The 24,530-nt window shown below is 71.7% G+C and carries 18 protein-coding genes; 9 read left to right on the top strand and 9 right to left on the bottom strand.

Annotated features, from left to right (window positions below; genetic code table 11):
- Positions 1-38 precede the first annotated feature (38 nt).
- Together PJ985_RS12100 and PJ985_RS12095 are read left to right on the top strand one after the other, a co-directional pair.
- Positions 39-1,196, top strand: a complete 1,158-nt coding sequence (locus tag PJ985_RS12100) for a CaiB/BaiF CoA transferase family protein (RefSeq protein ID WP_271683681.1) — start codon at positions 39-41, stop codon at positions 1,194-1,196.
- The gene (locus PJ985_RS12095) at positions 1,196-2,383 is read left to right on the top strand and encodes an acyl-CoA dehydrogenase family protein (RefSeq protein ID WP_271683680.1); all 1,188 of its coding nucleotides are present in this window, start codon (positions 1,196-1,198) and stop codon (positions 2,381-2,383) included. Before PJ985_RS12100 ends, PJ985_RS12095 begins: the two co-directional genes overlap by 1 nt.
- A 163-nt stretch (positions 2,384-2,546) precedes the next feature.
- Here PJ985_RS12095 and PJ985_RS12090 read toward each other — a convergent pair whose 3' ends face one another.
- Positions 2,547-3,380 carry a MerR family transcriptional regulator gene (locus PJ985_RS12090; protein ID WP_271683679.1) on the bottom strand — a complete coding sequence of 278 codons (834 nt, stop codon included), beginning with the start codon at positions 3,378-3,380 and terminating at the stop codon, positions 2,547-2,549.
- Positions 3,381-3,599: 219 nt separating this feature from the next.
- On the opposite strand from PJ985_RS12090, the gene PJ985_RS12085 reads away from it, so the two are divergent.
- Entirely contained in the window at positions 3,600-4,517 is a 918-nt protein-coding gene (locus PJ985_RS12085; RefSeq protein ID WP_271683778.1) for an oxygenase MpaB family protein, read from the top strand.
- A gap of 129 nt (positions 4,518-4,646) precedes the next feature.
- Here the strand turns inward: PJ985_RS12085 and glgX are convergent, their stop codons facing one another.
- Entirely contained in the window at positions 4,647-6,881 is a 2,235-nt protein-coding gene (gene glgX, locus PJ985_RS12080; protein WP_443033472.1) for a glycogen debranching protein GlgX, read from the bottom strand.
- A gap of 516 nt (positions 6,882-7,397) precedes the next feature.
- Here glgX and PJ985_RS12075 point away from each other — a divergent pair.
- The 3 genes from PJ985_RS12075 to PJ985_RS12065 all read left to right on the top strand — a co-directional run bounded on the left by PJ985_RS12075 (position 7,398) and on the right by PJ985_RS12065 (position 10,140).
- Positions 7,398-8,576 (top strand): L,D-transpeptidase, encoded by a 1,179-nt coding sequence (locus PJ985_RS12075; RefSeq protein WP_271683678.1) that lies wholly within the window; start codon positions 7,398-7,400, stop codon positions 8,574-8,576.
- A gap of 91 nt (positions 8,577-8,667) precedes the next feature.
- Entirely contained in the window at positions 8,668-9,435 is a 768-nt protein-coding gene (locus PJ985_RS12070; RefSeq protein WP_271683677.1) for an enoyl-CoA hydratase/isomerase family protein, read from the top strand.
- Positions 9,436-9,672: 237 nt separating this feature from the next.
- Positions 9,673-10,140, top strand: a complete 468-nt coding sequence (locus PJ985_RS12065) for an ATP-binding protein (protein ID WP_271683676.1) — start codon at positions 9,673-9,675, stop codon at positions 10,138-10,140.
- Between the two features lie 45 nt (positions 10,141-10,185).
- Here PJ985_RS12065 and PJ985_RS12060 read toward each other — a convergent pair whose 3' ends face one another.
- The gene (locus PJ985_RS12060; protein ID WP_271683675.1) at positions 10,186-10,494 is read right to left on the bottom strand and encodes a hypothetical protein; all 309 of its coding nucleotides are present in this window, start codon (positions 10,492-10,494) and stop codon (positions 10,186-10,188) included.
- Between the two features lie 135 nt (positions 10,495-10,629).
- On the opposite strand from PJ985_RS12060, the gene PJ985_RS12055 reads away from it, so the two are divergent.
- The 3 genes from PJ985_RS12055 to PJ985_RS12045 all read left to right on the top strand — a co-directional run bounded on the left by PJ985_RS12055 (position 10,630) and on the right by PJ985_RS12045 (position 15,326).
- Positions 10,630-12,561: an ABC transporter ATP-binding protein gene (locus PJ985_RS12055; protein ID WP_271683674.1), complete on the top strand. Its 1,932-nt coding sequence runs from the start codon at positions 10,630-10,632 to the stop codon at positions 12,559-12,561.
- Positions 12,558-14,450, top strand: a complete 1,893-nt coding sequence (locus PJ985_RS12050) for an ABC transporter ATP-binding protein (protein WP_271683673.1) — start codon at positions 12,558-12,560, stop codon at positions 14,448-14,450. The genes PJ985_RS12055 and PJ985_RS12050 overlap by 4 nt, the downstream gene beginning before the upstream one ends.
- Before the next feature lie 114 nt (positions 14,451-14,564).
- Positions 14,565-15,326 (top strand): DNA alkylation repair protein, encoded by a 762-nt coding sequence (locus tag PJ985_RS12045; RefSeq protein ID WP_271683672.1) that lies wholly within the window; start codon positions 14,565-14,567, stop codon positions 15,324-15,326.
- Between the two features lie 110 nt (positions 15,327-15,436).
- Here PJ985_RS12045 and glgP read toward each other — a convergent pair whose 3' ends face one another.
- The 6 genes from glgP to PJ985_RS12015 all read right to left on the bottom strand — a co-directional run bounded on the left by glgP (position 15,437) and on the right by PJ985_RS12015 (position 24,087).
- Positions 15,437-18,043 carry an alpha-glucan family phosphorylase gene (gene glgP / locus PJ985_RS12040; protein WP_271683671.1) on the bottom strand — a complete coding sequence of 869 codons (2,607 nt, stop codon included), beginning with the start codon at positions 18,041-18,043 and terminating at the stop codon, positions 15,437-15,439.
- A gap of 148 nt (positions 18,044-18,191) precedes the next feature.
- Positions 18,192-19,307: an ABC transporter ATP-binding protein gene (locus tag PJ985_RS12035; protein WP_271683670.1), complete on the bottom strand. Its 1,116-nt coding sequence runs from the start codon at positions 19,305-19,307 to the stop codon at positions 18,192-18,194.
- Positions 19,304-20,362 (bottom strand): ABC transporter ATP-binding protein, encoded by a 1,059-nt coding sequence (locus PJ985_RS12030; protein WP_271683669.1) that lies wholly within the window; start codon positions 20,360-20,362, stop codon positions 19,304-19,306. The genes PJ985_RS12035 and PJ985_RS12030 overlap by 4 nt, the downstream gene beginning before the upstream one ends.
- A gap of 4 nt (positions 20,363-20,366) precedes the next feature.
- Positions 20,367-21,335, bottom strand: coding sequence for an ABC transporter permease (locus PJ985_RS12025; protein WP_271683668.1), 969 nt, complete (start codon positions 21,333-21,335; stop codon positions 20,367-20,369).
- Positions 21,335-22,339, bottom strand: coding sequence for an ABC transporter permease (locus PJ985_RS12020; RefSeq protein ID WP_271683667.1), 1,005 nt, complete (start codon positions 22,337-22,339; stop codon positions 21,335-21,337). Before PJ985_RS12020 ends, PJ985_RS12025 begins: the two co-directional genes overlap by 1 nt.
- An 89-nt stretch (positions 22,340-22,428) precedes the next feature.
- The gene (locus PJ985_RS12015; protein ID WP_271683666.1) at positions 22,429-24,087 is read right to left on the bottom strand and encodes an ABC transporter substrate-binding protein; all 1,659 of its coding nucleotides are present in this window, start codon (positions 24,085-24,087) and stop codon (positions 22,429-22,431) included.
- Positions 24,088-24,530 lie beyond the last annotated feature (443 nt).

Below are 24,530 nucleotides of genomic sequence, written 5' to 3'. Positions count from 1 at the left end.
TGTGACACTCTTACTGTCACACCGAAGTGGGAGGTCGGATGAGCGACGGACACACGGCCCCGGGCGCGGAGCCCGGCGACGGCCCGCTCGCGGGGGTGCGGGTGGTCGAACTGGCCGGCATCGGTCCGGGCCCCTTCGCCGCCATGCTGCTGGGCGACCTCGGCGCGGACGTGGTCCGCGTGGACCGGCCGGGCGGCGCCGGGCTCGGACTCCCCGCGGACCGGGATGTCACCAACCGCAACAAGCGGTCCGTCGTGCTCGACCTCAAGACGGCCGACGGCCCGGGGCTCTTCCTGGACCTCGCCGGGCGCGCCGACATCGTGCTGGAGGGTTACCGTCCGGGCGTCGCCGAGCGGCTCGGAGTCGGGCCCGAGGAGTGCCGGGCGCGCAACCGCCGGCTGGTCTACGGCCGGATGACCGGCTGGGGCCAGGAAGGGCCGCTGGCCGACCGGGCGGGCCACGACATCGGCTACCTCGCCGTCACCGGGACCCTCGGCATGATCGGCCCCGCCTCCGGACCGCCGTCCGTGCCCGCCAATCTGCTCGGCGACTACGCCGGGGGCTCCCTGTACCTGGTCGTCGGCGTCCTGGCAGCCCTGCACCACGCCCGCGCCACCGGACACGGCCAGGTCGTCGACGCCGCCATCGTCGACGGCGCGTCCCACCTCTCCACCATGCTGCACGCGATGCTCGCCGCCGGGGCCTGGCAGGACCGGCGGGAGGCCAACCTGCTGGACGGCGGCTGCCCCTATTACGCCGTCTACCGGACCGCGGACGGCGGCTACATGGCCGTCGGGGCGCTGGAGCCGCGGTTCTACGCCGAGTTCGCCGCCCTGCTCGGCCTCGGTGAGAGCGCCCCGGACCGTGAGGACACCGCCCGCTGGGACGAGCTGCGCGCCCTCATCGCCGCCCGCTTCCGCACCCGCACCCGGGCGGAGTGGACGGCCGTCTTCGAAGGAACCGACGCCTGCACCGCGCCGGTGCTGTCGCTGCGGGAAGCGGGCAGCCATCCCCACCTGGCCGCCCGCGGCACCTTCACCGACCACGGCGGTGTTCCCCAGCCGGCCCCGGCGCCCCGCTTCTCCGTCACCCCCGGCACGCTCCGCCGCCCCCCGGCGCTGCCCGGCGCGCACGCCGCCGGGATCGCCCGTGACTGGGAGCTCCCCCGGCTCGGCCGTCCGCACGAGGAGTCCTGATGAAGCGTGAGATCTTCACCGCCGGCCATGAGACGTTCCGGGAGACCGTCCGCGCCTTCCTGGCCCGGGAGGTGCTGCCGCACCACGCGCGGTGGGAGGCCGACGGCGTGGTGTCCCGGGAGGTGTGGCGGGCGGCCGGCCGGCAGGGACTGCTGGGGACTGCGGTCGCCGAGGAGTACGGCGGCGGGGGCGAGCCGGACTTCCGGTTCGCCGCGGTACTGGCCGAGGAGTTCGCCCGGGCCGGCGTCTCGGGTCCCGCCCTCGGCCTGCACAACGACGTCATCGGCCCGTACCTGACCTCCCTGGCGACGGAGCAGCAGAAGCAGCGCTGGCTCCCCGGGTTCTGCAGCGGTGAGCTGATCACGGCGATCGCGATGACGGAGCCCGGTGCCGGATCCGACCTGCAGGGCATCCGCACCACCGCCGAGGACCGGGGTGATCACTGGGTCCTGAACGGGTCCAAGACCTTCATCTCCCATGGCATCCTGGCGGATCTGGTGATCGTGGTGGCCCGCACCACCCCGGAGGGCGGGGCCGGCGGACTGAGCCTGCTGGTGGTGGAGCGGGGCACGCCGGGTTTCGAGCGCGGCCGGAATCTCGACAAGATCGGACTGAAGGCCCAGGACACCGCCGAGCTGTTCTTCCACGACGCACCGGTGCCGAAGGAGAACCTGCTGGGCGACCTGCACGGCGGGTTCGGCCACCTCATGACGAACCTCGCCCAGGAAAGGCTGGCGATCGCGGTCTCGGCGATCGCGGTGGCGGAGCACCTGCTGGAGATCACCACCGCGTACGTGAAGGAGCGGGAGGCGTTCGGCCGCCCGCTGGCCCGGCTGCAGCACGTGCGGTTCGAGATCGCCGAAATGGCCACCGAGTGCGCCGTCACCCGCAGCTTCGTGGACCGCTGTCTCACCGAGCACACCGTCGGCGCGCTCGACGCGGTGCACGCCTCGATGGCCAAGTGGTGGGCCACCGAGCTGCAGAAGCGCGTCACCGACCGCTGTCTGCAACTGCACGGCGGGTACGGCTACATGTCCGAGTTCCCGGTCGCCCGCGCCTTCACCGACGGGCGGATCCAGACCATCTACGGCGGCACCACCGAGATCATGAAGGAGATCATCGGCCGGGCCCTGCTGGACCCGCGTGCCGCGCGCACCGCCGAGGAGCGGCCTCGGCACACAGGATGAACCGCAGGCTCAGCGCAGGAGAAACCGGGCAAGGCGCTGATCCCGTTCCGCCGCCGCCCGCATCAGCCCGGCCCGGTCCGTCTCGATCTCGATCTCGATCTCGACCACATCGTGAGGGAGATCGAGGTTCTCGTCGTGCCGCCGGACGGGGGCGGTGAGCTTGTCAGGCGGGGCCCCGGTCTCCGGGAGGCGCGCTGTCGGGACCCGTGTCACCGGGGCCACGGCCACCGGAGGCCGTGGCGGAGGCGCGCAGCTCCTCGCGCAGGGACCGCTGGAAGGCGGTCACCAGAGCCTGCACCACCGCGGGCTGGATGTCCTGGGACAGCGCACGCATCCGCGCCACCTCCTCAGGGGCCGGCTCACCCTCGACGTAGGGGCGCCACACCTGTTCGCGGAAGAGCCGGTGCAGCTCACGGGCCACCGCCCGGGTGTGCTTGAGCACGATCTCCCGGGTGGCCAGCAGCGTCTCCAGCGGGATGGGCACGTCGAGCAGCCGCACCCCCAGGGGCAGCATGGCCGGATTGACCAGCAGTTCCTCCGGATCGTCGGTGCGGTCCAGGGCGCCCATCGCGGCGAGCCGGTCCAGGTCGTGCTCGGACAGCGTCCGGCCCGCCAGGCTCTGCACCCGTCCCCGGGGGATGCGCTCCGCGGTGTCCGGCATCCAGGTGGCCACCAGGGCGCGATGCAGGGAGAGGTCCTCCGGCGTGATGTCGGCCGGCAGCTGCTCGAGGTAGCGCTCGATCGCCGCCAGGGTCAGGCCCTGGCGCTGGAGCTCCCCGATGAGGGAGAGCCGGGCCAGGTGCTCGGCCCCGTACCGCCCGACGCGGCGCGGGCCGAGCACGGGCGGGGGCAGCAGTCCCTTGCTGCTGTAGAAGCGCAGCGTGCGGACGGTGAGACCGGTCCGGGCGGCCAGTTCGTCCACGGTGAGGCCGGTCCCGGCAGGTCCCGGGCCGGGCGTCTCCGGCCCGGCGGACGGGCGGATCGGTGAGGACGTCATCCGGGCGGCCCTCGCTCTCGGTCGTTCGGCTCCCCCGATGATCGCATTCGCCCTTCGCCACCGGGTCGGGCACGTTTCCCGTACGGAAGGGCCGTTGCGACGGGGAAATGCGCCCTGCGGGTGCCGTGTCCGTGCTTCCGGACTCGTTTAGGCTGGGAGGAGCCGGCCGCGCTCCTCCCCGGTGCGCGGAAGGCCCACCCGACCGGATCACTGGTGACGATGAACTCCCACCGGCCCACCGGCCCGCATTCCGGCCCGGCGCCCGGCGCCTCCGCCGCCCGGGCCCCACGGCGCGGCGGGCCCGTCTGGCGGTTCTTCGGGGACGCCCGCGGGACGCTGCTGGCCCCCCAGCTCCTCCTGCTCCAGGTGTCGCATCCGGTGGTCGGGGCCGGGGTGAAGGAACACAGCGACTTCCGGTCCGAGCCCTGGCCGCGGCTCGGCCGCACCCTGATGTCGCTGAACACCGTCATCTACGGCGGGCAGCGCGCGGCCACCGCCGAAGCCGCCCGGCTGATCCGGGTGCACGCCCCGATGAAGGGCGTCGACAGCGCGGGGCGCCGCTACCACGCGCTCCACCCCGAGGCCTACCACTGGGTGCACGCCACCCTGGTGAAGGGCCCCGTCGACGCCCAGCGGCTCTTCGGCAGGGGGCTGCGGCCGGAGGTGGTGGAGGAGTACTACCGGGAGATGCGCGACGTCGGGCGGGTCTGGGGCCTCCGGGAGCACCACCTGCCGCCGGACTGGGCATCCTTCTGCGCCTACTACGACACCATGGTCGCGGAACGGCTGGAGGACAACGCCTCGGTCCGGGACCTGCTCGAGGAGCTCGCCCACCCGGCGAAACCTCCCCTCCGGCTGCTGCCCGGGCCCGTCTGGCGGCCCTGCGCCGCCCTCGCCGCGCGGTACACCCGGCTCGTCACCGTGGGCACCCTGCCGCCGGTCCTGCGGGAGCGGCTCGGGCTGGCGTGGAGCCCGCGCGAGGAGCGCGCCCTGCGCCGCTTCGCCCGCCTGGTCCGGGGGGTGATGCTCCTGGTGCCTCCCCCGGCGCGGAACGGCATCTCGCTGGCCGTGGCCTACTGGGCCACCCACCGGCCGGGCACCGACCCCCGGGCGCGGCAGCCGCTGGGCGCCCCCTGACCGGCCCGGACCACGCCCGCGGCCGACGGACAGGACCGCTACCGGGGTGCTACCGGACTGAGACACCTCCGGCGCATGATGGAGGGGCCGGGCCGGTCCACCGGGGGGATGGACCGGCCCGGCCCGCGTTCACGGATGCGGTCCGGCCGGAGCACCGTCGAGCCGGCAGGCCCGCAGTATGAGCACCGACCGGGCAGGCAGACGGAGCGTGTTGCCCCCGCGGTGCCGGGTGAGGGGAGGCTCCTCCTGGTCCTCCCGGGAGGTGTCCACGACCAGCTCGTACCGGTCGGCCCAGGGCGGTCCCGGGAGCGGGTAGCGCACCGGCCGGTGTCCGGCGTGCAGGAGGACGAGGAAGCTGTCGTCGGTGACCGGCCGCCCCATGGCGTCGCGTTGCGGGATGTCCCGGCCGGACAGGAACATCCCGAGCGTGGAGCCTGGGGCATGCCAGTCGTCGGCCGACATCTCTCTTCCCCGGGGGTTGAACCAGCCCAGATCCCTTATGCCCTCGGGGCCGTGCCGGCGCCCGGAGAAGAACGCCCGCCGGCGCAGCACCGGGTGGGTGCGGCGCAGTCCGATGAGCCGGCAGGTGAGGTCCAGGAGGGAGCGCCAGGCGGGATCGTCGCGCAGGGACCAGTCGAGCCAGCTGATCTCGTTGTCCTGGCAGTAGGCGTTGTTGTTGCCGCCCTGGGTGCGGCCCATCTCGTCACCGGCGACGATCATCGGCACGCCGGTGGACAGCAGCAGGGTGGTGAGCATGTTGCGGAGCTGGCGCCGGCGCAGGGCGGTGACTTCGGGGTCGTCGCTGGGGCCCTCGGCCCCGCAGTTCCACGACCGGTTGTCGTGGGTGCCGTCCCGGTTGTCCTCACCGTTGGCCTCGTTGTGCTTCTGCTCGTAGGAGACCAGGTCGCGCAGAGTGTAACCGTCGTGCGCGGTGATGAAGTTGACCGAGGCGTAGGGGCGGCGGCCGCCCCAGGCGTACAGGTCGCTGGAGCCGGACAGCCGGTAGCCGAGGTCGCGGACGTCCGGGAGTGCGCCGCGCCAGTGGTCGCGGACGGTGTCGCGGTAGCGGTCGTTCCACTCCGTCCACAGCGGCGGGAAGGCCCCGACCTGGTAGCCGCCCGCGCCGATGTCCCAGGGTTCCGCGATGAGCTTGACGCGGCGCAGCACGGGGTCCTGGGCGATGACGGCCAGGAACGGGGAGAGCATGTCCACGTCGTGCATGGAGCGCGCCAGGGCGGCAGCGAGGTCGAAGCGGAACCCGTCGACGCCCATTTCCTGCACCCAGTAGCGCAGGGAGTCGGTGATGAGGCGCAGGACCTGGGGCTGGACGACGTGCAGGGTGTTGCCGCAGCCGGTGTAGTCGGCGTAGTAGCGGGAGTCCTCGGCGAGCCGGTAGTACCCCCGGTTGTCGATGCCCCGCAGCGACAGGGTGGGGCCGAGCTCTCCCGCCTCGGCGGTGTGGTTGTAGACGACGTCGAGGATCACCTCGATGCCCGCGTCGTGCAGCGCGCGGACCATGGCCTTGAACTCGCCCACCTGCTGGCCGCGGGACCCGTAGGCGCTGTAGGCGGCGTGCGGGGCGAAGTATCCGACGGAGTTGTAGCCCCAGTAGTTGCGCAGGCCCCGCTTGAGCAGATGGTCCTCGTGGGCGAACTGGTGGACCGGCAGCAGTTCGACGGCGGTCACGCCCAGCCGGGTCAGATGCTCGAGAGCCGCGGGGTGGGCCAGGCCGGCGTAGGTGCCGCGGAGCTTCGCCGGAACGCCGGGGTGACGCATGGTGAAGCCGCGGACGTGGAGTTCGTAGATGACGGAGTCGGCCCAGGGGGTCTTGGGGCGCCGGTCGTCGGACCAGGTGTCGTGGTCGTGCACCACCACGCCCTTGGGTACGTGGAGGGCGGAGTCCCGGTCGTCCCGCACGGTGTCGGCGAGTTCCTGCTCGGGCCAGTCGCGGACGTGACCGTACACCTCGGGCGGCAGCCGGTACTCGCCGTCCACCGCGCGCGCGTAGGGGTCCAGCAGGAGCTTCGCCGGGTTCCAGCGGGCGCCGGTCCACGGGTCCCAGCGGCCGTGCACGCGGTAGCCGTAGCGCTGTCCGGGACGTACTGCGGGCACGAAGCCGTGCCAGATCTCGTGGGTCAGCTCGGTGAGGGAGCAGCGGGTCTCGTGGCCGTTGTCGTCGAACAGGCACAGCTCGACTGCTTCGGCACCGCCCGCCCAGAGGGCGAAGTTCGTGCCCTCGGTGCCGTGCGGGCCGGTGCAGAAGCGGGCGCCGAGCGGCTGCGGGGTGCCCGGCCACACCTCGCGCCGGGCCGTGGAGCGGGCGGGAAGGTGCACGCCGTCGGTGAGACGGCGGGCCCCGTCCACGCCCGCGGGCCGGATACTGCCGGTCCCGGTTCCGCTGGTGGTCCCGCGCTCGGGTGCCTGGGACACGTCCCGCCTCCTGGAGTCCGCCACCCGGCACGTTCCGGGGTGGCCGTGTTCGTGTGGTGAGTTCTTCCCGCCTGTCGGCCGGCCCGCACGCCCGCGCTGCCGCGGCACCGAAAGCCTGTGCGTGATATTTCATCAGGTTTGTACGGAATTGCGCAGCGTACCGGGGTGGTCATGTCGTGGGCCTTCGCGCGCCCCCGAAAACTCGCTCGCGCCCGGAGCGGGAGCCCTGCACGCCGCGAGCTCGCGAGGGCATGGACAGCGCTTTCCCCACCACCGCTCCGGAAAGGCCCATCCCTGCCCTGAACTGGGACGGAACAGTGACAAAACCGGGGCGTCACCCGCCCGGAGGTGTGGTTCCCTGGCAGTTGACGAGGCGTCCGCAAGGCCGGGCGCCTCTGGGGTGCGCGCGAGGGGAGACAGATCGTGAGGACGCGACCGAGGGGTGGCAGGATGCCGGCAGCGGCGGCTGCACTGCTCGCCGTGGTACTGCTGCTGGTGTCGGCATGCAGCGCCAGCAGCAAAGCGGAGGAGAAGGGGGGGTCGTCCGACGGCAAGCCGGGGGCCGCGGCCGCGGTGCATGTCGCCATTTCACCGGAGGACGGGGCCCAGGACGTGCCGACGTCCGGGGTGCTGCGGGTCACCTCCGAGGACGGCGCTCTCCGCGAAGTGACCGTCACGGATGAGGACGGCGCCGAGATACCGGGCGAGCTGAGTGAGGACGGGGCGGGCTGGGAGCCGTCGGAGCATCTGGCCAACGCCACCACCTACTCCGTGGCGGCGACGGTCGAGGACACGGCGGGGGACGCCGTCACCGAGCAGTCCACCTTCACCACGGTGGCCGCCGAGCGGACCTTCAGCACCTCCTGGAACATCGCCGACGGGGCGACGGTGGGCGTCGGCATGGTGCTCTCCCTGACCTTCGACACCCCGATCGAGAACACCGCCGAGGTCCGTGACTCCGTCACGATCACCGCGGGCTCGGGTACCGAGGTACGGGGCCACTGGTTCGGTACCCAGCGGCTGGACTTCCGTCCCGAGGAGTACTGGGAGGCGGGCACGGAGGTCGACGTCAGCTTCCGCGTCCGGGGCGTCGAGGGCGCCCCCGGGGTTTACGGCACGCTCCACCGGGACCTCAGCTTCACCGTCGGCCGCAGCCAGGTCAGTACCGTCGACGTCGACGCGCTCACGATGACGGTGGTGCGGGACGGCGAGGTCCTCGACACCGTGCCGATCACCGCGGGCAAGCCGGGGATGGACACCTGGAACGGCAAGATGGTGATCAGCGAGAAGCACGAGGAGCTGCGGATGGACGGCGCCACCGTCGGCTACGACTACGACATCCCCGATGTCCCGCACGCCATGCGGCTGAGCACCTCCGGCACCTTCCTGCACGGCAACTACTGGTCCTCGCCGGGCACCTTCGGCGGCAGCCTGGACACCCACGGCTGCATCGGCCTGCGCGATGTGCAGGGCGGCGGGGACGGTTCCACTCCTTCGGCCTGGTTCTTCCAGAACTCGATGCTCGGGGACGTCGTGGAGGTCATCAACTCGGCCGATGACGTGATCGCTCCGGACAACGGCCTCAATGGCTGGAACATGAGCTGGAGCGAGTGGGGCGCCGGTCAGTGACCTCGCTCCCCCGGGTGTGACGGGTCCGGTGCTCCGGCTGTGACGAAGGGCACCGGACCCGGTTCCGTGAACGGCGGCTAACCTGACGCGCATGACTGTGCATCTCGAGGTAGCGGACGGCGTCGGAACCATCCGGCTGGACCGCCCGCCGATGAACGCCCTGAACATCGCGGTGCAGGACCGGCTGCGCGAGCTCGCCGAGGAGATCACCCGCCGCGAGGACGTGCGCGCGGTGATCCTCTGGGGCGGCGAGAAGGTGTTCGCCGCGGGAGCGGACATCAAGGAGATGCGGGAGATGGACCATGCCGCGATGGTCGCCCGCTCCCGTGGGCTGCAGGACGCGTTCACCGCCGTGGCCCGCATCCCCAAGCCGGTCGTCGCCGCCGTCACCGGGTACGCCCTGGGCGGCGGATGCGAACTGGCACTGTGTGCGGACATCCGGATCGCCGCCGACAACGCCAAGCTGGGCCAGCCGGAGATCCTGCTCGGCCTCATCCCCGGCGCGGGCGGCACCCAGCGGCTCCCCCGCCTCGTCGGACCGTCCCGGGCGAAGGACCTCATTTTCACCGGACGGCAGGTCCGGGCCGAGGAGGCGCTGGCGATCGGGCTCGTCGACCGGGTGGTGCCCGCCGGTGAGGTGTACGAGGAGGCCAGGAGCTGGGCCGCGAAGCTCGCCGCGGGCCCGGCCATGGCCCTGCGCGCAGCCAAGGAGTCGGTGGACACCGGCCTGGAGACCGATATCGACACCGGCCTTACCGTGGAGCGCAACTGGTTCTCCGGGCTTTTCGCGACCACGGACCGCGAGACCGGCATGCGCAGCTTCGTCGAGGACGGTCCCGGCAAGGCCACGTTCTCCTGATCTCACCCTTCCGAGTGATACCTGTCCCCGGACTTGCCCCGGGGCAGGGACCGCTCCGACCCGGCCGCGACGTTCCGCAACACCTCATTGACTCTGTGTCAATGCAGGTCGGGAGCGCGCCCGGGGACTGGAAGGGCGTCACGGGCCTGCCGGGGGCAAGTGGACGGAACCGTTCCGCCTCGCGGCCATCCGGAGGAAACGCCTCCACCCGCGGCATATGCACGTCATGATGGGCCCATGGCAGCGGCAGATACTGCCCCTCGGGGCGTCAGGTGTGAGGACCAAGGGATCCGGACCGCCCTGGATCCCACCAGCGATCCGTCGGCCGAGGAGGTGCGGCTCCCCTCCCACCCGCAGTCGGCCGGTGTCGTCCGCACGCTCACCCGGCGTCAGCTGCGGACCAGGTGGCTGCTCCCCGCCCAACTGACCGACGACGCCGTGCTGCTGGTGTCCGAGCTCGTCGGCAACGCTGTCCAGCACGCCGGTGCCCACTCCTTCGGCCTGCGCATCCGCCGCCGCCGGGGCTGGATCCGCATCGAGGTACGCGACCCCTCCCGGGCGCTGCCCTGCCTGCTGCCGGTCCGCGACTCCGACACCACCGGCCGCGGACTCACCCTGGTCGACACCCTGGCCGACCGCTGGGGCGTCGACCTGCTCGCGCACGGCAAGTCGGTCTGGTTCGAGATGCGGGTCTCCAGGCCCTGAGCCGGGGTGTCCCCGGCGCCCCGCACTCCCGCGGCCGGGCGCCGGTCACCTCATCTGCCGTCGGCGGGTGGACGCCCGCCGACGCCGGTCGTTGCACAGCAGGCACTTCCCCCATCCGGCCGGCAGCGGATCCTCCTTGTCGCCGAACAACGGATCGACCGCGCCCTGAGGGTGCTCCCGGCAGCCCGTGGCACCGCCGTCGCCGGTCAGCGCCTGGGCAGCTGCCAGCGCCCGACGCAGCTCGCCCACCAGCACCTCGGCCTGTTCACCCGACGGCTTCTCCTGATCGAAGGCGATATCGCCGGCGGTGCGCAGCGCCGCCTGCAGCTCGCCCAGGTCCGTCCGCTCATTCATACCGGCAGCCTAAGCCGGGGCACTGACAGCGCACCGCGCGTCCCCCTGCGCCGGTGGGGCCCGCGCGGCCCGGGCCCGGGCCGCGGACGGAAACTCACTGGGGACCGTCGGTGCCGAACCGTAAGCTCGGTCCTGATGTCTGCCTCAGCGCTCCCTGCCCCAGCCGCCCCTGCCCGGAAAAGATCCGTGGTCCGCTCCCTGCTGCGGCTGTGGCCGTACGTGCGCCCGGTGCGGGCGCGGCTGATCTCGGCGGCCGGCGTGGCGGTCCTCGCCTCCTGCCTGGGGCTGGTCTTCCCGCTCGTGCTCAAGTGGATCATCGACGGCCCGATCGCCACCGAGGACACCGCGGGCGTGTGGCTGGGCGGCGCGGTGCTGCTGCTCGTGGGCGGGGCCGAGGCGGTGCTGTTCGGGCTCCGCCGCTGGCTGGTCGCCCGTCCCCTCGCCGGAGTCGAAGCGACCATGCGCGCGGACCTCTACCGGCATGTCCAACGGCTGCCGGTCGCCTTCCACGACCGGTGGGCGACGGGACAGCTGCTGTCCCGGGGCACCGGGGATCTGCAGCAGTTGCGCATGTTCCTCGCCTTCCCGCTGACCTATCTGGTCGTCAACGGGACCACCATCGCGGTGGGCAGTGCCATTCTGCTGGCCCAGGACTGGACACTCGGACTGATCCTGCTCGCCCCCGTGGTGCCGCTGATCTTCGTCTGCACCGCCTTCGAGCGGAAGTACTCGCAGGCTTCCCGCCGCGCCCAGGACCAGATGGGCGACCTGACCACGGTGGTCGAGGAATCCGTGCTGGGCATCCGCATCATCAAGGGCTTCGGCAGACACCGCAGCCAGGCCCAGACCTTCCGGGACCTCGCCCTGCGGCTGCGCGGGACGGAGCTGCGCAAAGCCAGGCTCCTGGGCAGGATCCTGGGCCTGATCTACGGCCTGCCCGAGGTGTTCCTGGGCTTCGCGCTGGTGGTGGGCGTGCTTCAGGTGGCGAACGGCACCATCACCGCGGGCACCCTGGTCGCCTTCATGGCCATCGCGCTGGCACTGCGCTGGCCGATCGAGTCGATCGGGTTCCTCCTGGCGATGTGCAACGAGGCCGCCACCGCCACGGACCGGTACTTCGACGTCCTGCACACCAGGATCCCTCCGGAGACCGGGAAGCCCGCCACCACGGCTCCCACCGCAGGTGCTCCGGACCAGGACGGGACCGGGACCGGGGACGGGCCACCGGCGGCCGCCACCGTCCCGGACCCGCACCCCGACGCCCCGGCGGACGGCATCCGGTTCACCGGGGTCGTCTTCCGCTACCCCGACGCGCCGGCCGGCTCCCGGCCCGTGCTGGACGGCATCGACCTGCACATCCGCACCGGCGAGACCCTCGCCCTCGTCGGCGGCACCGGATGCGGCAAGACCTCCCTGACCGCGCTGGTCCCCCGGCTGCACGAGGTGACCTCGGGGCGGATCACGCTGGACGGCACGGACATCGCCACCCTTGCTCCGCACGAGCTGCGCCAGCGCGTCGCCCTCGCCTTCGAGGACCCCACGCTGTTCTCCGCGACCGTGCGGGAGAACGTCATGATGGGCATGCCGGACGACCCCGCCCGGACCGAGGAGACCGACCGGGCCGCCCTGGACCGGGCCCTGCGGGTCTGTCAGGCGGCCGACTTCGTCGCCGCCCTGCCGCACGGCCCGGACACCGAGGTCGGTGAGCAGGGCATGAGCCTGTCCGGCGGCCAGCGGCAGCGTCTCGCCCTGGCCCGGGCCGTCGTGGGCCGCCCGCGCTTCCTGGTGCTGGACGACCCGCTGTCCGCGCTGGACGTGCACACCGAGGCCCTGGTCGAGGCCGCGCTGCGGGAGGTGCTGGCGAGCACCACCGCCCTGGTGGTGGCGCACCGCCCGTCCACCGTGCTGCTGGCCGACCGGGCCGCCCTGCTGTCCGGCGGACGGATCACGGCGGTCGGCACGCACGCCGAGCTGCTGCGGAGCAGCGCCGAGTACCGCCATCTGCTGACCGGGGAGCCCCGGCCCGACCACCACCACGACCAGGACCAGGAGGTGCCGGCCCGATGACCACCACCGTCACCGGCCCGTCCGGCCCACCGTCCGGCCCGGAACGCCGGGAGCCGGCCACCGGGCCGGACAGCGAGGGCACCGGCGGGGACACCGGCGGCGACCCGTTCGCCCAGGACACCCTGCCGGCTCCCCCGGGAGCCTCCCGCCGGCTGCTCCTCTCCCTGCTCCGCCCGCAGCGGGGCCGCGTCACGATCACCGCGGTGCTGCTGCTCCTGCAGCAGGCAGCGGTGCAGGCCGGCCCCCTGCTCGTCGCCGTGGCCATCGATCGCGGGGTCCCGGCGGCGGCGGAGAACGACTACGGCCCGCTCACCTGGGTGGGCCTCGGCTACCTGCTGTGCGCGGCGGCGTCCGGGCTGCTGCTCTACGGCTTCGTGCGCGCCTCGGCCGGGGTCAGCCAGGAGGTCCTGCTGGAGATGCGGGCCCGCATCCACCGTCATGCCCAGGCCCTCAGCCTGGACTTCCACGACCGCTACACCTCCGGACGAATGATCTCCCGGGCCACCAGCGACGTGCACTCCCTGCGTGAACTCCTGGACGCAGGGCTTCAGGAACTGCTGATCGTGGTGGTCTCGGTGGGGTACATCACCGCGCTGCTGCTCTACCTCGACCTCGGTCTCGGCGGTGCCGCGCTGCTGTCGTTCCTCCCGCTCTACCTGCTGGTCCGCAGCTACCGGCGGCGCGCCGGGGCCCTGTTCTCCCGGCGGTCCACCGCGATCGCCACGGTCATCGTCAAGTTCAACGAGACGCTGAACGGCATCCGCCCGGTGAAGGCGTTCCGTCAGGAGCGGGCCAACGAGGAAGCGTTCGGGCGGCTGAACCGGCACCATCAGCACGTGAACGGCAGCACCATATTGGAGATGGCCCGCTTCGTGGTCCTTGCCCGGCTCACCGCCAACACCGCGGTGACGGCCATCGTGGTGTGGGGCGCCTTCCAGGTGGCGGCCGGCGAGCTGGCCCTCGGCGTGCTGGCGGCCGGAGCCCTGTACGTGCGGCGGCTGTACGACCCGGTCGACCGGTTCGCCATGATCCTCAACTACTACCAGTCGGCCTCCGCCTCGCTGCACAAGATCGCCGGTCTGCTGGCTCAGCGGCCGGACGTTCCCGAGCCCGAGCACCCCGTCGCCCTGCCGGAACGCCGGACCGGGGAGCCGGGCCGCGCGGTGGCCTTCGAAGGGGTGTGCTTCACCTACCGGACCGGCGGTGAGGTGCTCCCGCGGTTCGACCTGACGCTGCCCGCCGGGCAGACCGCGGCCGTGGTGGGCGCCACCGGGGCGGGCAAGTCGACCCTCGCCAAGCTGCTGGCCCGGTTCTACGACCCCACTGAGGGGAGGGTGCTGCTCGACGGCACCGACCTGCGGCGGCTCGGCACCAAGGAGCTGCGGCGCGGGGTGGTCATGGTGACGCAGGAGGCGTTCCTGTTCTCCGGGACGGTGGCCGAGAACATCGCGCTCGGCAAGCCCGACGCCTCCCGGGAGGAGATCGTGCGGGCCGCCGAGGCGATCGGCGCGCACGGCTTCATCAGCGCGCTGCCCGACGGCTACGACACGGACGTGCGCAAGCGCGGCGGCCGTATCTCGGCCGGGCAGCGGCAGCTCGTCGCGTTCGCGCGGGTGCTGCTGGCCGACCCCGCGGTGGTGATCCTGGACGAGGCGACGTCCTCGCTGGACGTCCCCGGCGAGAAGGCCGTCCAGGACGCCCTGCGCACCGTGCTCCAGGGCCGCACCGCGGTGATCATCGCGCACCGGCTGTCGACGGTGGAGATCGCCGACCGGGTGCTGGTGATGGACCGCGGGCGCATCGTGGAGGACGGCCCGCCCGCCGAGCTGATCGCCGGGACCGGCCGGTTCTCCGCTCTGCACCGGGCCTGGCGGGACAGCCTGGTCTGACCACGGCCGAGACCGCCGGCCCGCTCCCGCGCCGTGGGCCGGCGGACTCGGGGAGCCGCGAACGGGGTACACGCGCATGACGCTGGACAAGCGGCCGAGGGAGCGGGTGCCGGGATGAATACCGAGGCGGTGGCCGAGCGGCTGTTGGAGGACCTCGCCATCCGGGCGGACAGCGCCTTCGCGCACAGCACGCAGCGGTACTTTCCGAGTGGGGTCGCCGTGCTCGGCGTACGCAACGCCGCCGTGGCCGGCCTGGCGAACGACTACTTCCGCGAGCGGCCCGAGGTGCCCGCGACGACACGGCTGCTGCTGGCCGAGGAGGTCCTGTCGCGGGCGACTCACCACGAGGAGATCCTGCTGGGCTTCGCGCTCCTGCACAAGGTCGCGAAGAAAGACCTGGGACCGGAACTCCTCGACCACTGCCTCCGCTGGCTGGAGACGCGCGTCTCCAACTGGGCTCAGTGCGACGACATGTGTCTGAAGTTGCTGTACCCGTTCTTCCTCGGACACCTCGACCGGATCCCGCGGACCCGGGAGTGGATCGGCTCCGAGTCGAACTGGGCGCGGCGCGCTGCGAATGTGGCGGTGGTGAAGTTCGTGCGGCGCAAGGTCGGCGACTCGACCTTCGAGCTTCCTCTCGACCATGTCCTCGACAACTGTGTCCGGCTCATGCACGACGAGGACGTGTACGTCCAGAAGGGCTGCGGGTGGCTGCTGAAGGTCGCCGCCCCGGTCCACCCCGAGGAAGTCGCGGCCTTCCTGCGGGAGTGGAGCGGCGAAATGCCGCGCGTCACCTTCAGATACGCCACGGAGAAGATGGACCGGCAGACCTCAGCGGCACTGATGTCGCTCGAGCGACGGCGAACCGCTGAGTGAGGCATACGGCTCGTGCTGTCTCTGCCCCGTCGCGGCGCCCGGTACGGTGCCTTGCGATCCCTCGCACCGGACGCCGTCCTTCGACGGGCAAGCCCTGACCGACGCGGCACTCAGCGGAAGAGGACCCCGGCGGTCTCGGTGACGTCCGCGCCGGGCAGGGCCACCAGGCCGAGCTCGGCCCGGGAGGCGAGCAGCCGGTGGGCGGGCAGCACCCGGACGGAATAGCCGTACGGGCCCGCCCGGTCCAGGACGAGCTCGCCCTCGTACGTCCAGCGGCCGTCCAGGTCCGGGCCACCGGCCGGCTTGAGCGGCATCACCACCGGGGAGGTGAGGGTGTCCTCCGCATCGACCCGGCCGGTCACCGCCTGGACCTCCACCTCGGCCGGCTGAAGGTCGCCGAGCGTGACCCGCACCCGCAGTGGCAGGGTGCCGCCGAGCGTGGCCGCTTCGGCGCCCGACTCGACGTGGTCCACGGTCACCCGCGGCCATTCGCGGCGCACCCGGGCCGCGAAGCCGGCCAGTTGCCGGGCCGCGTCCGGGTCGGCGCTCAGCGTGCGGTGCGCGGCCGCCGCCGGAGCGTACAGCCCGGTGACGTATTCCTTGAGCATCCGCTCGGCGAGCACCTCGGGGCCGAGCCGGCCGAGCGTCGCGCGCACCATTTCCAGCCAGCGGGACGGAAGCCCGGCGCCGGCGCCCCGCTCGCGGCTCTCGGCGGTCCCGCGGTTCTCGTAGAAGCAGGGGACGACCTGGTCCTCCAGCAGGGCGTACAGGGCCGCGGCCTCGACGGCGTCCCGCCGCTCCGGGTCGGAGCCGGCGCGGCCGTCGGCGGTGGGGATCTCCCAGCCGAAGTCGGAGTCGCACCATTCGTCCCACCAGCCGTCCCGCACGGACAGGTTGAGGCAGCCGTTCAGCGCGGCCTTCATGCCGGAGGTTCCGCAGGCCTCCAGCGGCCGCAGCGGGTTGTTGAGCCAGACGTCGCAGCCCGCGTAGAGCGAGCGGGCCATGGCCATGCCGTAGTCCGGCAGGAAGACGATCCGATGCCGCAGCCCGGGGTCGTCCGCGAACCGGACCAGCTCCTGGATCAGCTGTTTGCCTCCGTCATCGGCGGGGTGGGCCTTGCCCGCGACGACGATCTGCACCGGCCGGTCCGGGTCGAGCAGCAGCCGCTTGAGCCGCTCCTGGTCGGTGAGCATCAGGGTGAGGCGCTTGTAGGAGGGCACCCGGCGGGCGAACCCCAGGGTGAGCACGTCCGGGTCGAACACGTCGTCGACCCAGCCGAGTTCTGCCCGGCCCGCGCCGCGCTGCTGCCAGGACGCGCGCAGCCGGGTACGGACGTCGTGCACCAGCTGTTCGCGCAGGGTGCGCCGCAGCTCCCAGAGGGCGGCGTCGGAGAGCCGGTCGGGCCGGGCGGCGAGCATCGGCCCGGCGGTCCAGGTGGGGGCGTGCACGCCGTTGGTGACCGAGCTGATCGGCACCTCGGCGGCGTCGAAGCCCGGCCACAGGAGGGAGAACATCTGCCGGGACACCGAGCCGTGCAGTGTGGAGACGCCGTTGGCGCGCTGTGCGGTGCGCAGCCCGAGGATCGCCATGTTGAAGTGGTGCGGTTCCTCCGCCGCGGCCCGGCCGCCGGGGGTGCAGCCGGCCGGCTCCCGGCCGAGGGCGAGGAGCTGCGCGAGCTCGAGCTCCGGCAGTTCGCCGCCCTCCCCGAAGTGCCGGGCGACCAGCTCCTCGGGGAACCGGTCGATGCCGGCGGGGACCGGGGTGTGCGTGGTGAACACGGTGCCCGCCCGGACCGTGCGCAGCGCGCTGTCGAAGTCCAGGCCGGCCCTGCCCAGCTCCCGGATGCGTTCCGCGCCCAGGAAGCCGGCGTGGCCCTCGTTCATGTGGAACACCTCGGGCTCGGGGTGCCCGGTGAGCCGGCAGTAGGCGCGGACCGCGCGGGCGCCCCCGATACCGAGGAGCATTTCCTGGAGCAGCCGGTGCTCGCTCCCGCCGCCGTAGAGCCGGTCGGTGACATCGCGTTCGGCGGGGGCGTTGTCCGCGAGAGCGGAGTCGAGCAGCAGCAGCGGCACCCGTCCGACCCGCACCTGCCAGACCTGGGCGCTGAGGGTGCGGCCGCCGGGCAGCGCGAGCGCCACCCGGACGGCGGACTCGTCGGCTTCGGTGAGGAGCCGGAGCGGCAGCTCGTGAGGGTCGAGCACCGGGTAGTGCTCCTGCTGCCAGCCGTCCCGGGACAGACTCTGCCGGAAGTAGCCGTGGCGGTACAGCAGGCCCACGCCGATCAGCGGGGCACCGAGGTCGCTGGCGGCCTTGAGGTGGTCCCCGGCAAGGATGCCGAGGCCACCGGAGTACTGGGGGAGCGCGGCGGTGATGCCGAACTCCGGGGAGAAGTACGCCACGGCACGGGGCAGCTCCGGCCCCGCCTGCTGGTACCAGCGGGGTGCGGTGAGGTAGTCGCGCAGCTCCTCGGCGGCGGCGCCGAGCCGCCGCAGGAAGCGGCGGTCGGCGGCGAGGGCGGCCAGCCGGGCCGCGGAGACGGTGCTGAGCATCCGCACCGGGTCACCGCCGGCGGCCCGCCAGCCCTCGGGGTCGACGGAGGCGAGCAGCTCGCGGCTCTCGGGGTGCCAGGACCAGCGCAGGTTCAGTGCCAGGTCCTGAAGCGGTCGCAGGGGTTCGGGAAGGACGGGACGCACGGAGTATCGACGGATGGCCTTCACGCTCCGACGTTAGCCCGTCACCGATGGTTATGGCACGGCTTTCCCGCCGATCGAGCTAATGGTGCCGGGCCGGCCGGGCTCCGCACCCGGGACGCTCCCGGCCGCCTCCCGGACAGGGCGACGGCCGGGACCGGTCGGTGTCCGGGGGTCAGGAGGCGGCCGGCGCGGATTCCTCCGGCCGCGTGTCCTCCGTCTCCCCGGGCGGCGTGCCCTGCCCGGCGCCGGCCGGGCGGTCGTTCCGGGAGGGCACCGAGGCGGCGGACGGCTGGAGGGCGCCGGCCGCGATCTCGGCCGCGTAGTGGCACGCCACCTTGTGCCCGTCACCCATGTCCGTCAGCAGGGGCCGCTCGGTGTCGCAGCGGGTCGGCTGCTTCCACGGGCACCGCGTGTGGAAGCGGCAGCCGGGCGGCGGACTGGCTGGAGAGGGCAGGTCACCGAAGAGCAGGATGCGTTCGCGGGAGTCCTCGACCTCGGGGTCGGGCACCGGGACCGCCGACATCAGGGCCCTGGTGTAGGGGTGGCGGGGTTCGGCGTACAGCACGTCGCTGGGCGCCTCCTCCACCAGTGCGCCCAGGTACATCACGCCGATGATGTCGGAGATGTGCCGCACGACGGCCAGGTCGTGGGCGATGACCAGGTAGGTCAGGCCCATCGACTCCTGGAGCTCCTCGAGCAGGTTGATCACCTGCGCCTGGATGGAGACGTCCAGAGCGGAGACGGGTTCGTCGCAGATGATGATGTCCGGTTCGAGCACCAGGGCCCGGGCGATCCCGATGCGCTGCCGCTGTCCGCCGGAGAACTCGTGCGGGTAGCGGGACAGCGCGCCGTCGGGCAGACCGACCTTCTCCAGGATGCGCAGGACCCGTTCCCGGCGCTCGGCACGGTCGGCGCCGATGCCGTGCGCCTCCATCCCCTCGCACAGGATCGACTCGATGTTCTGCCGCGGGTTGAGGCTGCCCAGCGGGTCCTGGAAGACCATCTGGAGCCGGCGCCGGGAGCGGCGCATCTCCTCCTCGGGCAGGGCGGCCAGGTCGGTGCCGTCGAAGACGGCGGAACCGCTGGTGATGTCCACCAGCCGCAGAACGGCCCGCCCGAGCGTGGTCTTGCCGCAGCCGGACTCCCCGACCAGGCCGTAGGTCTGCCCCGCCTCGACGGACAGGGACACCCCGTCCACGGCGTAGACGTGTCCGACCGTGCGGTCGAAGAGGATGCCCTTCTTGACCGGGAAGTGCACTTTCAGATCGTTCAGTTCGAGCAGGCTCATGCCCCGGTCTCCTTCTGTGGGGCGGCTTCCTTGGCAAGGGGTACGGCCGCCGGCCCGGCGGCGCCGGCCGGCTGCTCCGTCTTCGGCGGCACCGGGTTGACGCACCGGACCTGATGTCCGGCCGTGCGGGGCTCGGTGAGCTCCGGCGTACCGTGCAGGCACTCCATGGTGTAGAAGTCGCAGCGCGGTGCGAAGGCGCAGCCGTCGGCCCATGGAATGGTGTCGTTGATGGAGCCGCGGATGGGGTGCAGCGGATCCCCTCGCGGTGCGTCGAGCCGTGGGATGGACCCCAGCAGGCCGTGGGCGTAGGGGTGGGTGGGGTCGGCGAACAGCGGACGGCGCTCGGCGGCCTCCACCACCTTGCCCGCGTAGAGGACGTTGACCTGGTCGCAGAGCCCGGCGACCACCCCCAGGTCGTGGGTGATCATCAGCAGGGCGGTGCCCTCCTGGTCGACGAGGTCCTTGAGCAGTTCCAGGATCTGCGCCTGGATGGTCACGTCGAGCGCGGTGGTCGGTTCGTCGGCGATGAGCAGGCGGGGCGCACAGGCCACGGCCATGGCGATCAGTGCGCGCTGCCGCATCCCGCCGGAGAGCTGGTGCGGGTACTCCCGCAGCCTCCGGCCGGGGTCGGGGATGCCGACCCGCTCCAGCAGCGTGACCGCCTCCTTGCGGGCGGCCGCACCCTTCATCCCGCGGTGCCTGCTGAGGATTTCGGTGACCTGGACGCCCAGGGGGACCACCGGGTTCAGGGAGGACAGCGGGTCCTGGAAGATCATCGCCAGCTGGCTGCCGCGCAGGTCGCGCATCCGGTTGCGGCTGAGGGACAGCAGGTCGGTGCCGTCGAACTCGGCCCGGCCGCCGACCCGGACACCGCGGTCCGGCAGGAGGCCCATGAGCGCCAGTGAGGTCACGCTCTTGCCGCAGCCGGACTCGCCGACCAGGCCGACGACCTGGCCCTCGTCGACGGAGAAGGAGACCCCGGACACGGCGTCCACGTCACGGCGGCCGCGGCCGGTGAAGGTGACGGTCAGTTCGTCCACGGAAAGCAAAGGCATGCCATCAGCTCCGCAGTTTCGGGTCGAGTGCTTCCCGCATCGCCTCACCCAGCAGGGTGAAGCCGAGCGCGGTGATGATGATGCCGAGCGCCGGGTAGACCGCCAGCATGGGTGCCTGGTCGAAGAACCGTTGCGCCTGGGCGAGCATGACGCCCCACTCGGGCTGCGCGGCGTCGGGGTTGCCCAGCCCGAGGAAGGACAGGGCGGCGGCCTCGATGATCGCGGTGGCCAGGGCGAGGGTTGCCTGGACGATGACCGGGCCCATGGAGTTCGGCAGCACGTGGGCCAGCACGATGCGGCGCTTGCGCACACCCAGGGCACGGGCGGCCAGCACGTAGTCGGAGTTGCCCTGCGCGAGCATCGAGCCCCGCAGGAGCCGGGCGAAGATGGGGATCTGCACCACCCCGACCGCGATCATGACCGTGGTGAGGCTCTGGCCGAGGATGGCCGCGATGCTGACGGCCAGGAGCAGGGAGGGCAGCGCCAGCATCATGTCGATGAAGCGCATGATGACGGCGTCGATCCGGCCGCCGATCCGGCCGCCGAGCGTCAGGGCGGCACCGGAGATGCCGCCGAGCAGGGCGCCGACGGTGAAGCCGAGCAGGGTGGCGACCACACCGACGAGCAGGGTCTGCCGGGCTCCCACCAGCATCCGGGACATCTGGTCACGGCCGAGGTGGTCCAGGCCGAGCCAGTTGCCCCACCGGGGCCCGATGAACTCGCCGCTGTTGGGGCGGACCTCGGTGCGCCACACCTGGGAGGTGGGGTTGTAGGGGGCGAGCCAGGGGCCGAGCAGGGCGAGCAGCACGAAAACGGCGATGACGGCGGCGCCGATGAGGGCCATTTTGCTGTGCCGGAGCCGGCGGAACGCCTCGACCCACAGGCTGGCGCCGCTGCTGGTCTCGCGGCCGGCGGTGAGTTCGGCGAGCCGGTCGATCCGGGCGGCCTTCTTGGAGGGCAGCTGTGTGCTCATCAGTGCACCCGCACTCTCGGATCAATGATGCTGTAGGCCAGGTCGACCAGCAGATTGATGAGGACATAGGTGATCGCGATGATCATGATGAAGCCCATCAGGGTGGGGTAGTCACGACCGTCGATCGCTCTTCGGATGAAGTAGCCGATCCCTGGGAACGCGAACACCGACTCGGTGAGCACCGCCCCGGACAGCAGGCCGCCGGTGAGCAGGCCGATGGCCGTGACGACCGGCAGCAGCGCGTTGCGCATCACGTGCCGGGCACGGATGACGTGCTGGTGCAGTCCCTTGGACTCGGCGGTGCGCACGTAGTCCTCCTGGAGCACCTCCAGGACGCTGGCCCGGGTCATCCGGGTGATGATCGCCAGCGGGATGGAGGCGAGCGCCACCGCGGGCAGCACCAGATGCATCATCGCGTCCCAGGCCGCGTCGAACTCTCCGGTGAGGAAGCCGTCGAGCACTTTGAAGCCGGTCACGTCCGTGGCGTTGATGCCGGCGGTCTGCCGGCCGGAGCTGGGGAACCAGCCGAGATTGACGGCGAAGATGGCCTTGAGGATGAAGGCCAGGAAGAAGACCGGGATGCAGATGCCGATCAGCGAGCCGGACACCGCGCTCACGTCGAGCCAGCTGCCGCGCCGCTTGGCGGCGAAGTAGCCGAGCGGGATGCCCACGACGATGGCGATGATCATGGCCGACAGGGCGAGTTCCATCGTTGCGGGGAACCGCAGCGTGAACTCCTCCCAGACCGGCCGGCCGGTGCGGACGGAAGTGCCGAGGTCGAGCTCGGCGAGGCGGCTCAGGAAGGCGCCGTACTGCTCCCAGACAGGCTTGTCGAGCCCGAGGCGGGCCTCGATCTGGGCCCGGTCCGCGGCGGTCGCCCGCTCGCCGAGCAGTGCCGCCGCCGGTCCGCCCGGCAGCTTGTGGAGCCAGAGGAACAGCAGCACCGACAGGCCGAGCAGCGTGGGTATCAGCTGCAGCAGCCTGCGAACGATCAGTCGCAACACCGCGTCACCGCCCCTTTCTTGCGTGATTCAGCCAGAAGTCCGCCCGGCCGGGCGATGCCGCGGCCGGGCGGACCTTTGGGCAGGTGCGGTTACTTGAAGGAGACCTCGGCGAACTTCTCCTGCGTCAGCGGGGAGACGTTCGGCGGGTTGACGTCGGGAGAGAAGGCGATCGACGGGGGCGACGAGGAGATCGGCACGCCCGGCAGGAACTCCATGATCTCGGCGTTCAGGGTCTTGTACAGCTCGACCCGGGTGTCGTAGTCCGGCTCACGGTTGGCCTCTTCCATGGACGCGAAGAGCGCGTCGTCCCGGAAGCCCCACGCCTCGTCGTAGGCGGCGAACCAGGCGCCCAGGAAGTTGTAGCCGTCGTTGAAGTCACCGGTCCAGCCGAGGATGTGCAGCTCGCAGCCGCCGTCGTACACCGTGTCGATGTAGTCCGGGTTCCACTTCATCGGCTTGTCCACCACGGAGATGCCGACGTCGGTGAGGTCGGCCTTGAGGACCTGGTAGATGTCCTCCGGGGCCGGCATGTACGGGCGGGTCACCTCGGTCGGGTAGCAGAAGCTGACCTCGAGGTCCTCGTGGCCGGCGTCGGCCAGGAGCTCACGCGCCCGGTCCGGGTCGTGGGGGTACTCGGGAACGTCCTCGGAGAAGCCGTCCACGGTTTCCGGCATGAACTGCGTGGCGACCGTGCCGCCGTCGGGCAGCAGGGAGTCGACGATCTGCGACTTGTCCAGGGCGTGGGCGATGGCCTGCCGCACCTGAAGGTCTTCCAGTGCCTCGTTCTGGTCCTGGGTGAACGCCAGGTAGAAGATGTTGAACACGTCGCGGGTGGGAACGATGAAATCGTCCGCCTCCAGCGTCGTCACGTCCGCGGGGGCGACCAGGTCGTACCCGTGGATGGCCCCGGACTGCAGGTCCTGCCTGCGGGTGGCCTCCTCGTCGACGGTCTTGAAGATCAGCGTCTCGACCCCGGCGTTGTCGCCCCAGTAGTCGTCGAAGCGCTCCAGGACCACTTCCTGGTTGCCCTTGTTCCACTCACTGATCTCGAAGGGGCCGGTGCCGGCGATCGCGCCGGCCTCCTGGCTGTAGTCCGGGTAGTTGATGCCCTCGTCGCCCTCGGAGACGCTGTCGTCGGCGTAGGCCTCCAGGGACTTCGGCGAGTGGATGCCGAAGGCTGCCAGCGAGAATCCGCCGGGGTAGTTCGCCGAGTACTCGTGCACCGAGATGACGGCGGTGTGCTCGTCCGGTGCCTCGCAGCCCGCGTAGTTCGCGTCGCGGCCGTCCTCGTCCTCGTTCTCCGCGAAGCCGCCGAAGATGTTCTGCCAGTAGTAGGACAGGCTGCTGCTCTGGTAGGTGCCGGACCAGTTGTACCAGCGCTCGAAGTTCTGGCAGACGACCTCGCCCGTCAGGTCCTCACCGTCGTGGAACTTCACGTCCTCCTGGAGGTGGAACGTCCACTCGGTGCCGTCGTCGTTGCTCTCCCAGCTCTCGGCCAGGCCGCCGACCAGTTCGCTGGTGCCGGACTCGTGGTCCAGCAGGGGCTCGAGAACCTGGCGCGCGATGCGGAAGGTCTCGCCGTCGCTGGCCAGCGACGGGTCGAGGGAGGACGGATCCCCGGCTGCGCCGAAGACGAAGGGCTGAGAGTCGCCAGAGCCGTCGCGCTCACTGCTGCACGCGGTCGCCAGCACTCCCATGGCTACGGCTGCCGCAATCGCGGAAACAGCTTTGGATCTCGCTATCTGCATCGTCCACCTCAGTGGGTCGGCGGTGGTCAGGCCACTTGGTGCCCGCAGATTACTGCGCATGTGCATAGTTGTGAACGGTGAGCCGGACGGTGATACCGAGCTGAGACTCTGGCTGCCGGAAGCGGCCATGACAGCCCCCGGTGGTTGCCGTGAGTGACGCGGCCGCCTCCGGTACCGACCCGGGCGAAACAGCCCGCCGCGGTCCGGCCGGCAGTTCATCTGCCACACACACGTATGTAACGGTCCGTCCGGATTGCCCGGCGGGTTGCGCGGGGCAGAGATGCGGCACGGCGCCGGATTCAGCCGTTCCACACCCAGCCGAGTGAACGCGCACTGGAGCCGCCATGCCCACACCCCCTGAGCCACCGGTACACCAGATACAAAGGACAAAGCTGTACAGACGCAAGAAAAACGCAACAACTCCAACCCTTTCAGGTGATCCC

Origin of the sequence: Streptomyces sp. ACA25 (assembly GCF_028200735.1) — a bacterium.
Lineage (GTDB): Bacteria > Actinomycetota > Actinomycetes > Streptomycetales > Streptomycetaceae > Streptomyces.
The sequence above is the reverse complement of the archived record's forward strand: the minus strand, read 5'-3'. Positions and strand labels throughout refer to the sequence as shown.

Bases quoted from the DNA above. Each gene is read 5' to 3' on its own strand.
- PJ985_RS12015 (WP_271683666.1), bottom strand. From the start codon at position 24,087: ATGCAGATAGCGAGATCCAAAGCTGTTTCCGCGATTGCGGCAGCCGTA.
- PJ985_RS12055 (WP_271683674.1), top strand. From the start codon at position 10,630: ATGTCTGCCTCAGCGCTCCCTGCCCCAGCCGCCCCTGCCCGGAAAAGA.
- PJ985_RS12035 (WP_271683670.1), bottom strand. From the start codon at position 19,307: ATGAGCCTGCTCGAACTGAACGATCTGAAAGTGCACTTCCCGGTCAAG.
- PJ985_RS12065 (WP_271683676.1), top strand. From the start codon at position 9,673: ATGGCAGCGGCAGATACTGCCCCTCGGGGCGTCAGGTGTGAGGACCAA.
- PJ985_RS12025 (WP_271683668.1), bottom strand. From the start codon at position 21,335: ATGAGCACACAGCTGCCCTCCAAGAAGGCCGCCCGGATCGACCGGCTC.
- PJ985_RS12050 (WP_271683673.1), top strand. From the start codon at position 12,558: ATGACCACCACCGTCACCGGCCCGTCCGGCCCACCGTCCGGCCCGGAA.
- PJ985_RS12085 (WP_271683778.1), top strand. From the start codon at position 3,600: ATGAACTCCCACCGGCCCACCGGCCCGCATTCCGGCCCGGCGCCCGGC.
- PJ985_RS12030 (WP_271683669.1), bottom strand. From the start codon at position 20,362: ATGCCTTTGCTTTCCGTGGACGAACTGACCGTCACCTTCACCGGCCGC.
- PJ985_RS12070 (WP_271683677.1), top strand. From the start codon at position 8,668: ATGACTGTGCATCTCGAGGTAGCGGACGGCGTCGGAACCATCCGGCTG.
- PJ985_RS12075 (WP_271683678.1), top strand. From the start codon at position 7,398: ATGCCGGCAGCGGCGGCTGCACTGCTCGCCGTGGTACTGCTGCTGGTG.
- PJ985_RS12090 (WP_271683679.1), bottom strand. From the start codon at position 3,380: ATGACGTCCTCACCGATCCGCCCGTCCGCCGGGCCGGAGACGCCCGGC.
- PJ985_RS12045 (WP_271683672.1), top strand. From the start codon at position 14,565: ATGAATACCGAGGCGGTGGCCGAGCGGCTGTTGGAGGACCTCGCCATC.
- PJ985_RS12060 (WP_271683675.1), bottom strand. From the start codon at position 10,494: ATGAATGAGCGGACGGACCTGGGCGAGCTGCAGGCGGCGCTGCGCACC.
- PJ985_RS12095 (WP_271683680.1), top strand. From the start codon at position 1,196: ATGAAGCGTGAGATCTTCACCGCCGGCCATGAGACGTTCCGGGAGACC.
- PJ985_RS12100 (WP_271683681.1), top strand. From the start codon at position 39: ATGAGCGACGGACACACGGCCCCGGGCGCGGAGCCCGGCGACGGCCCG.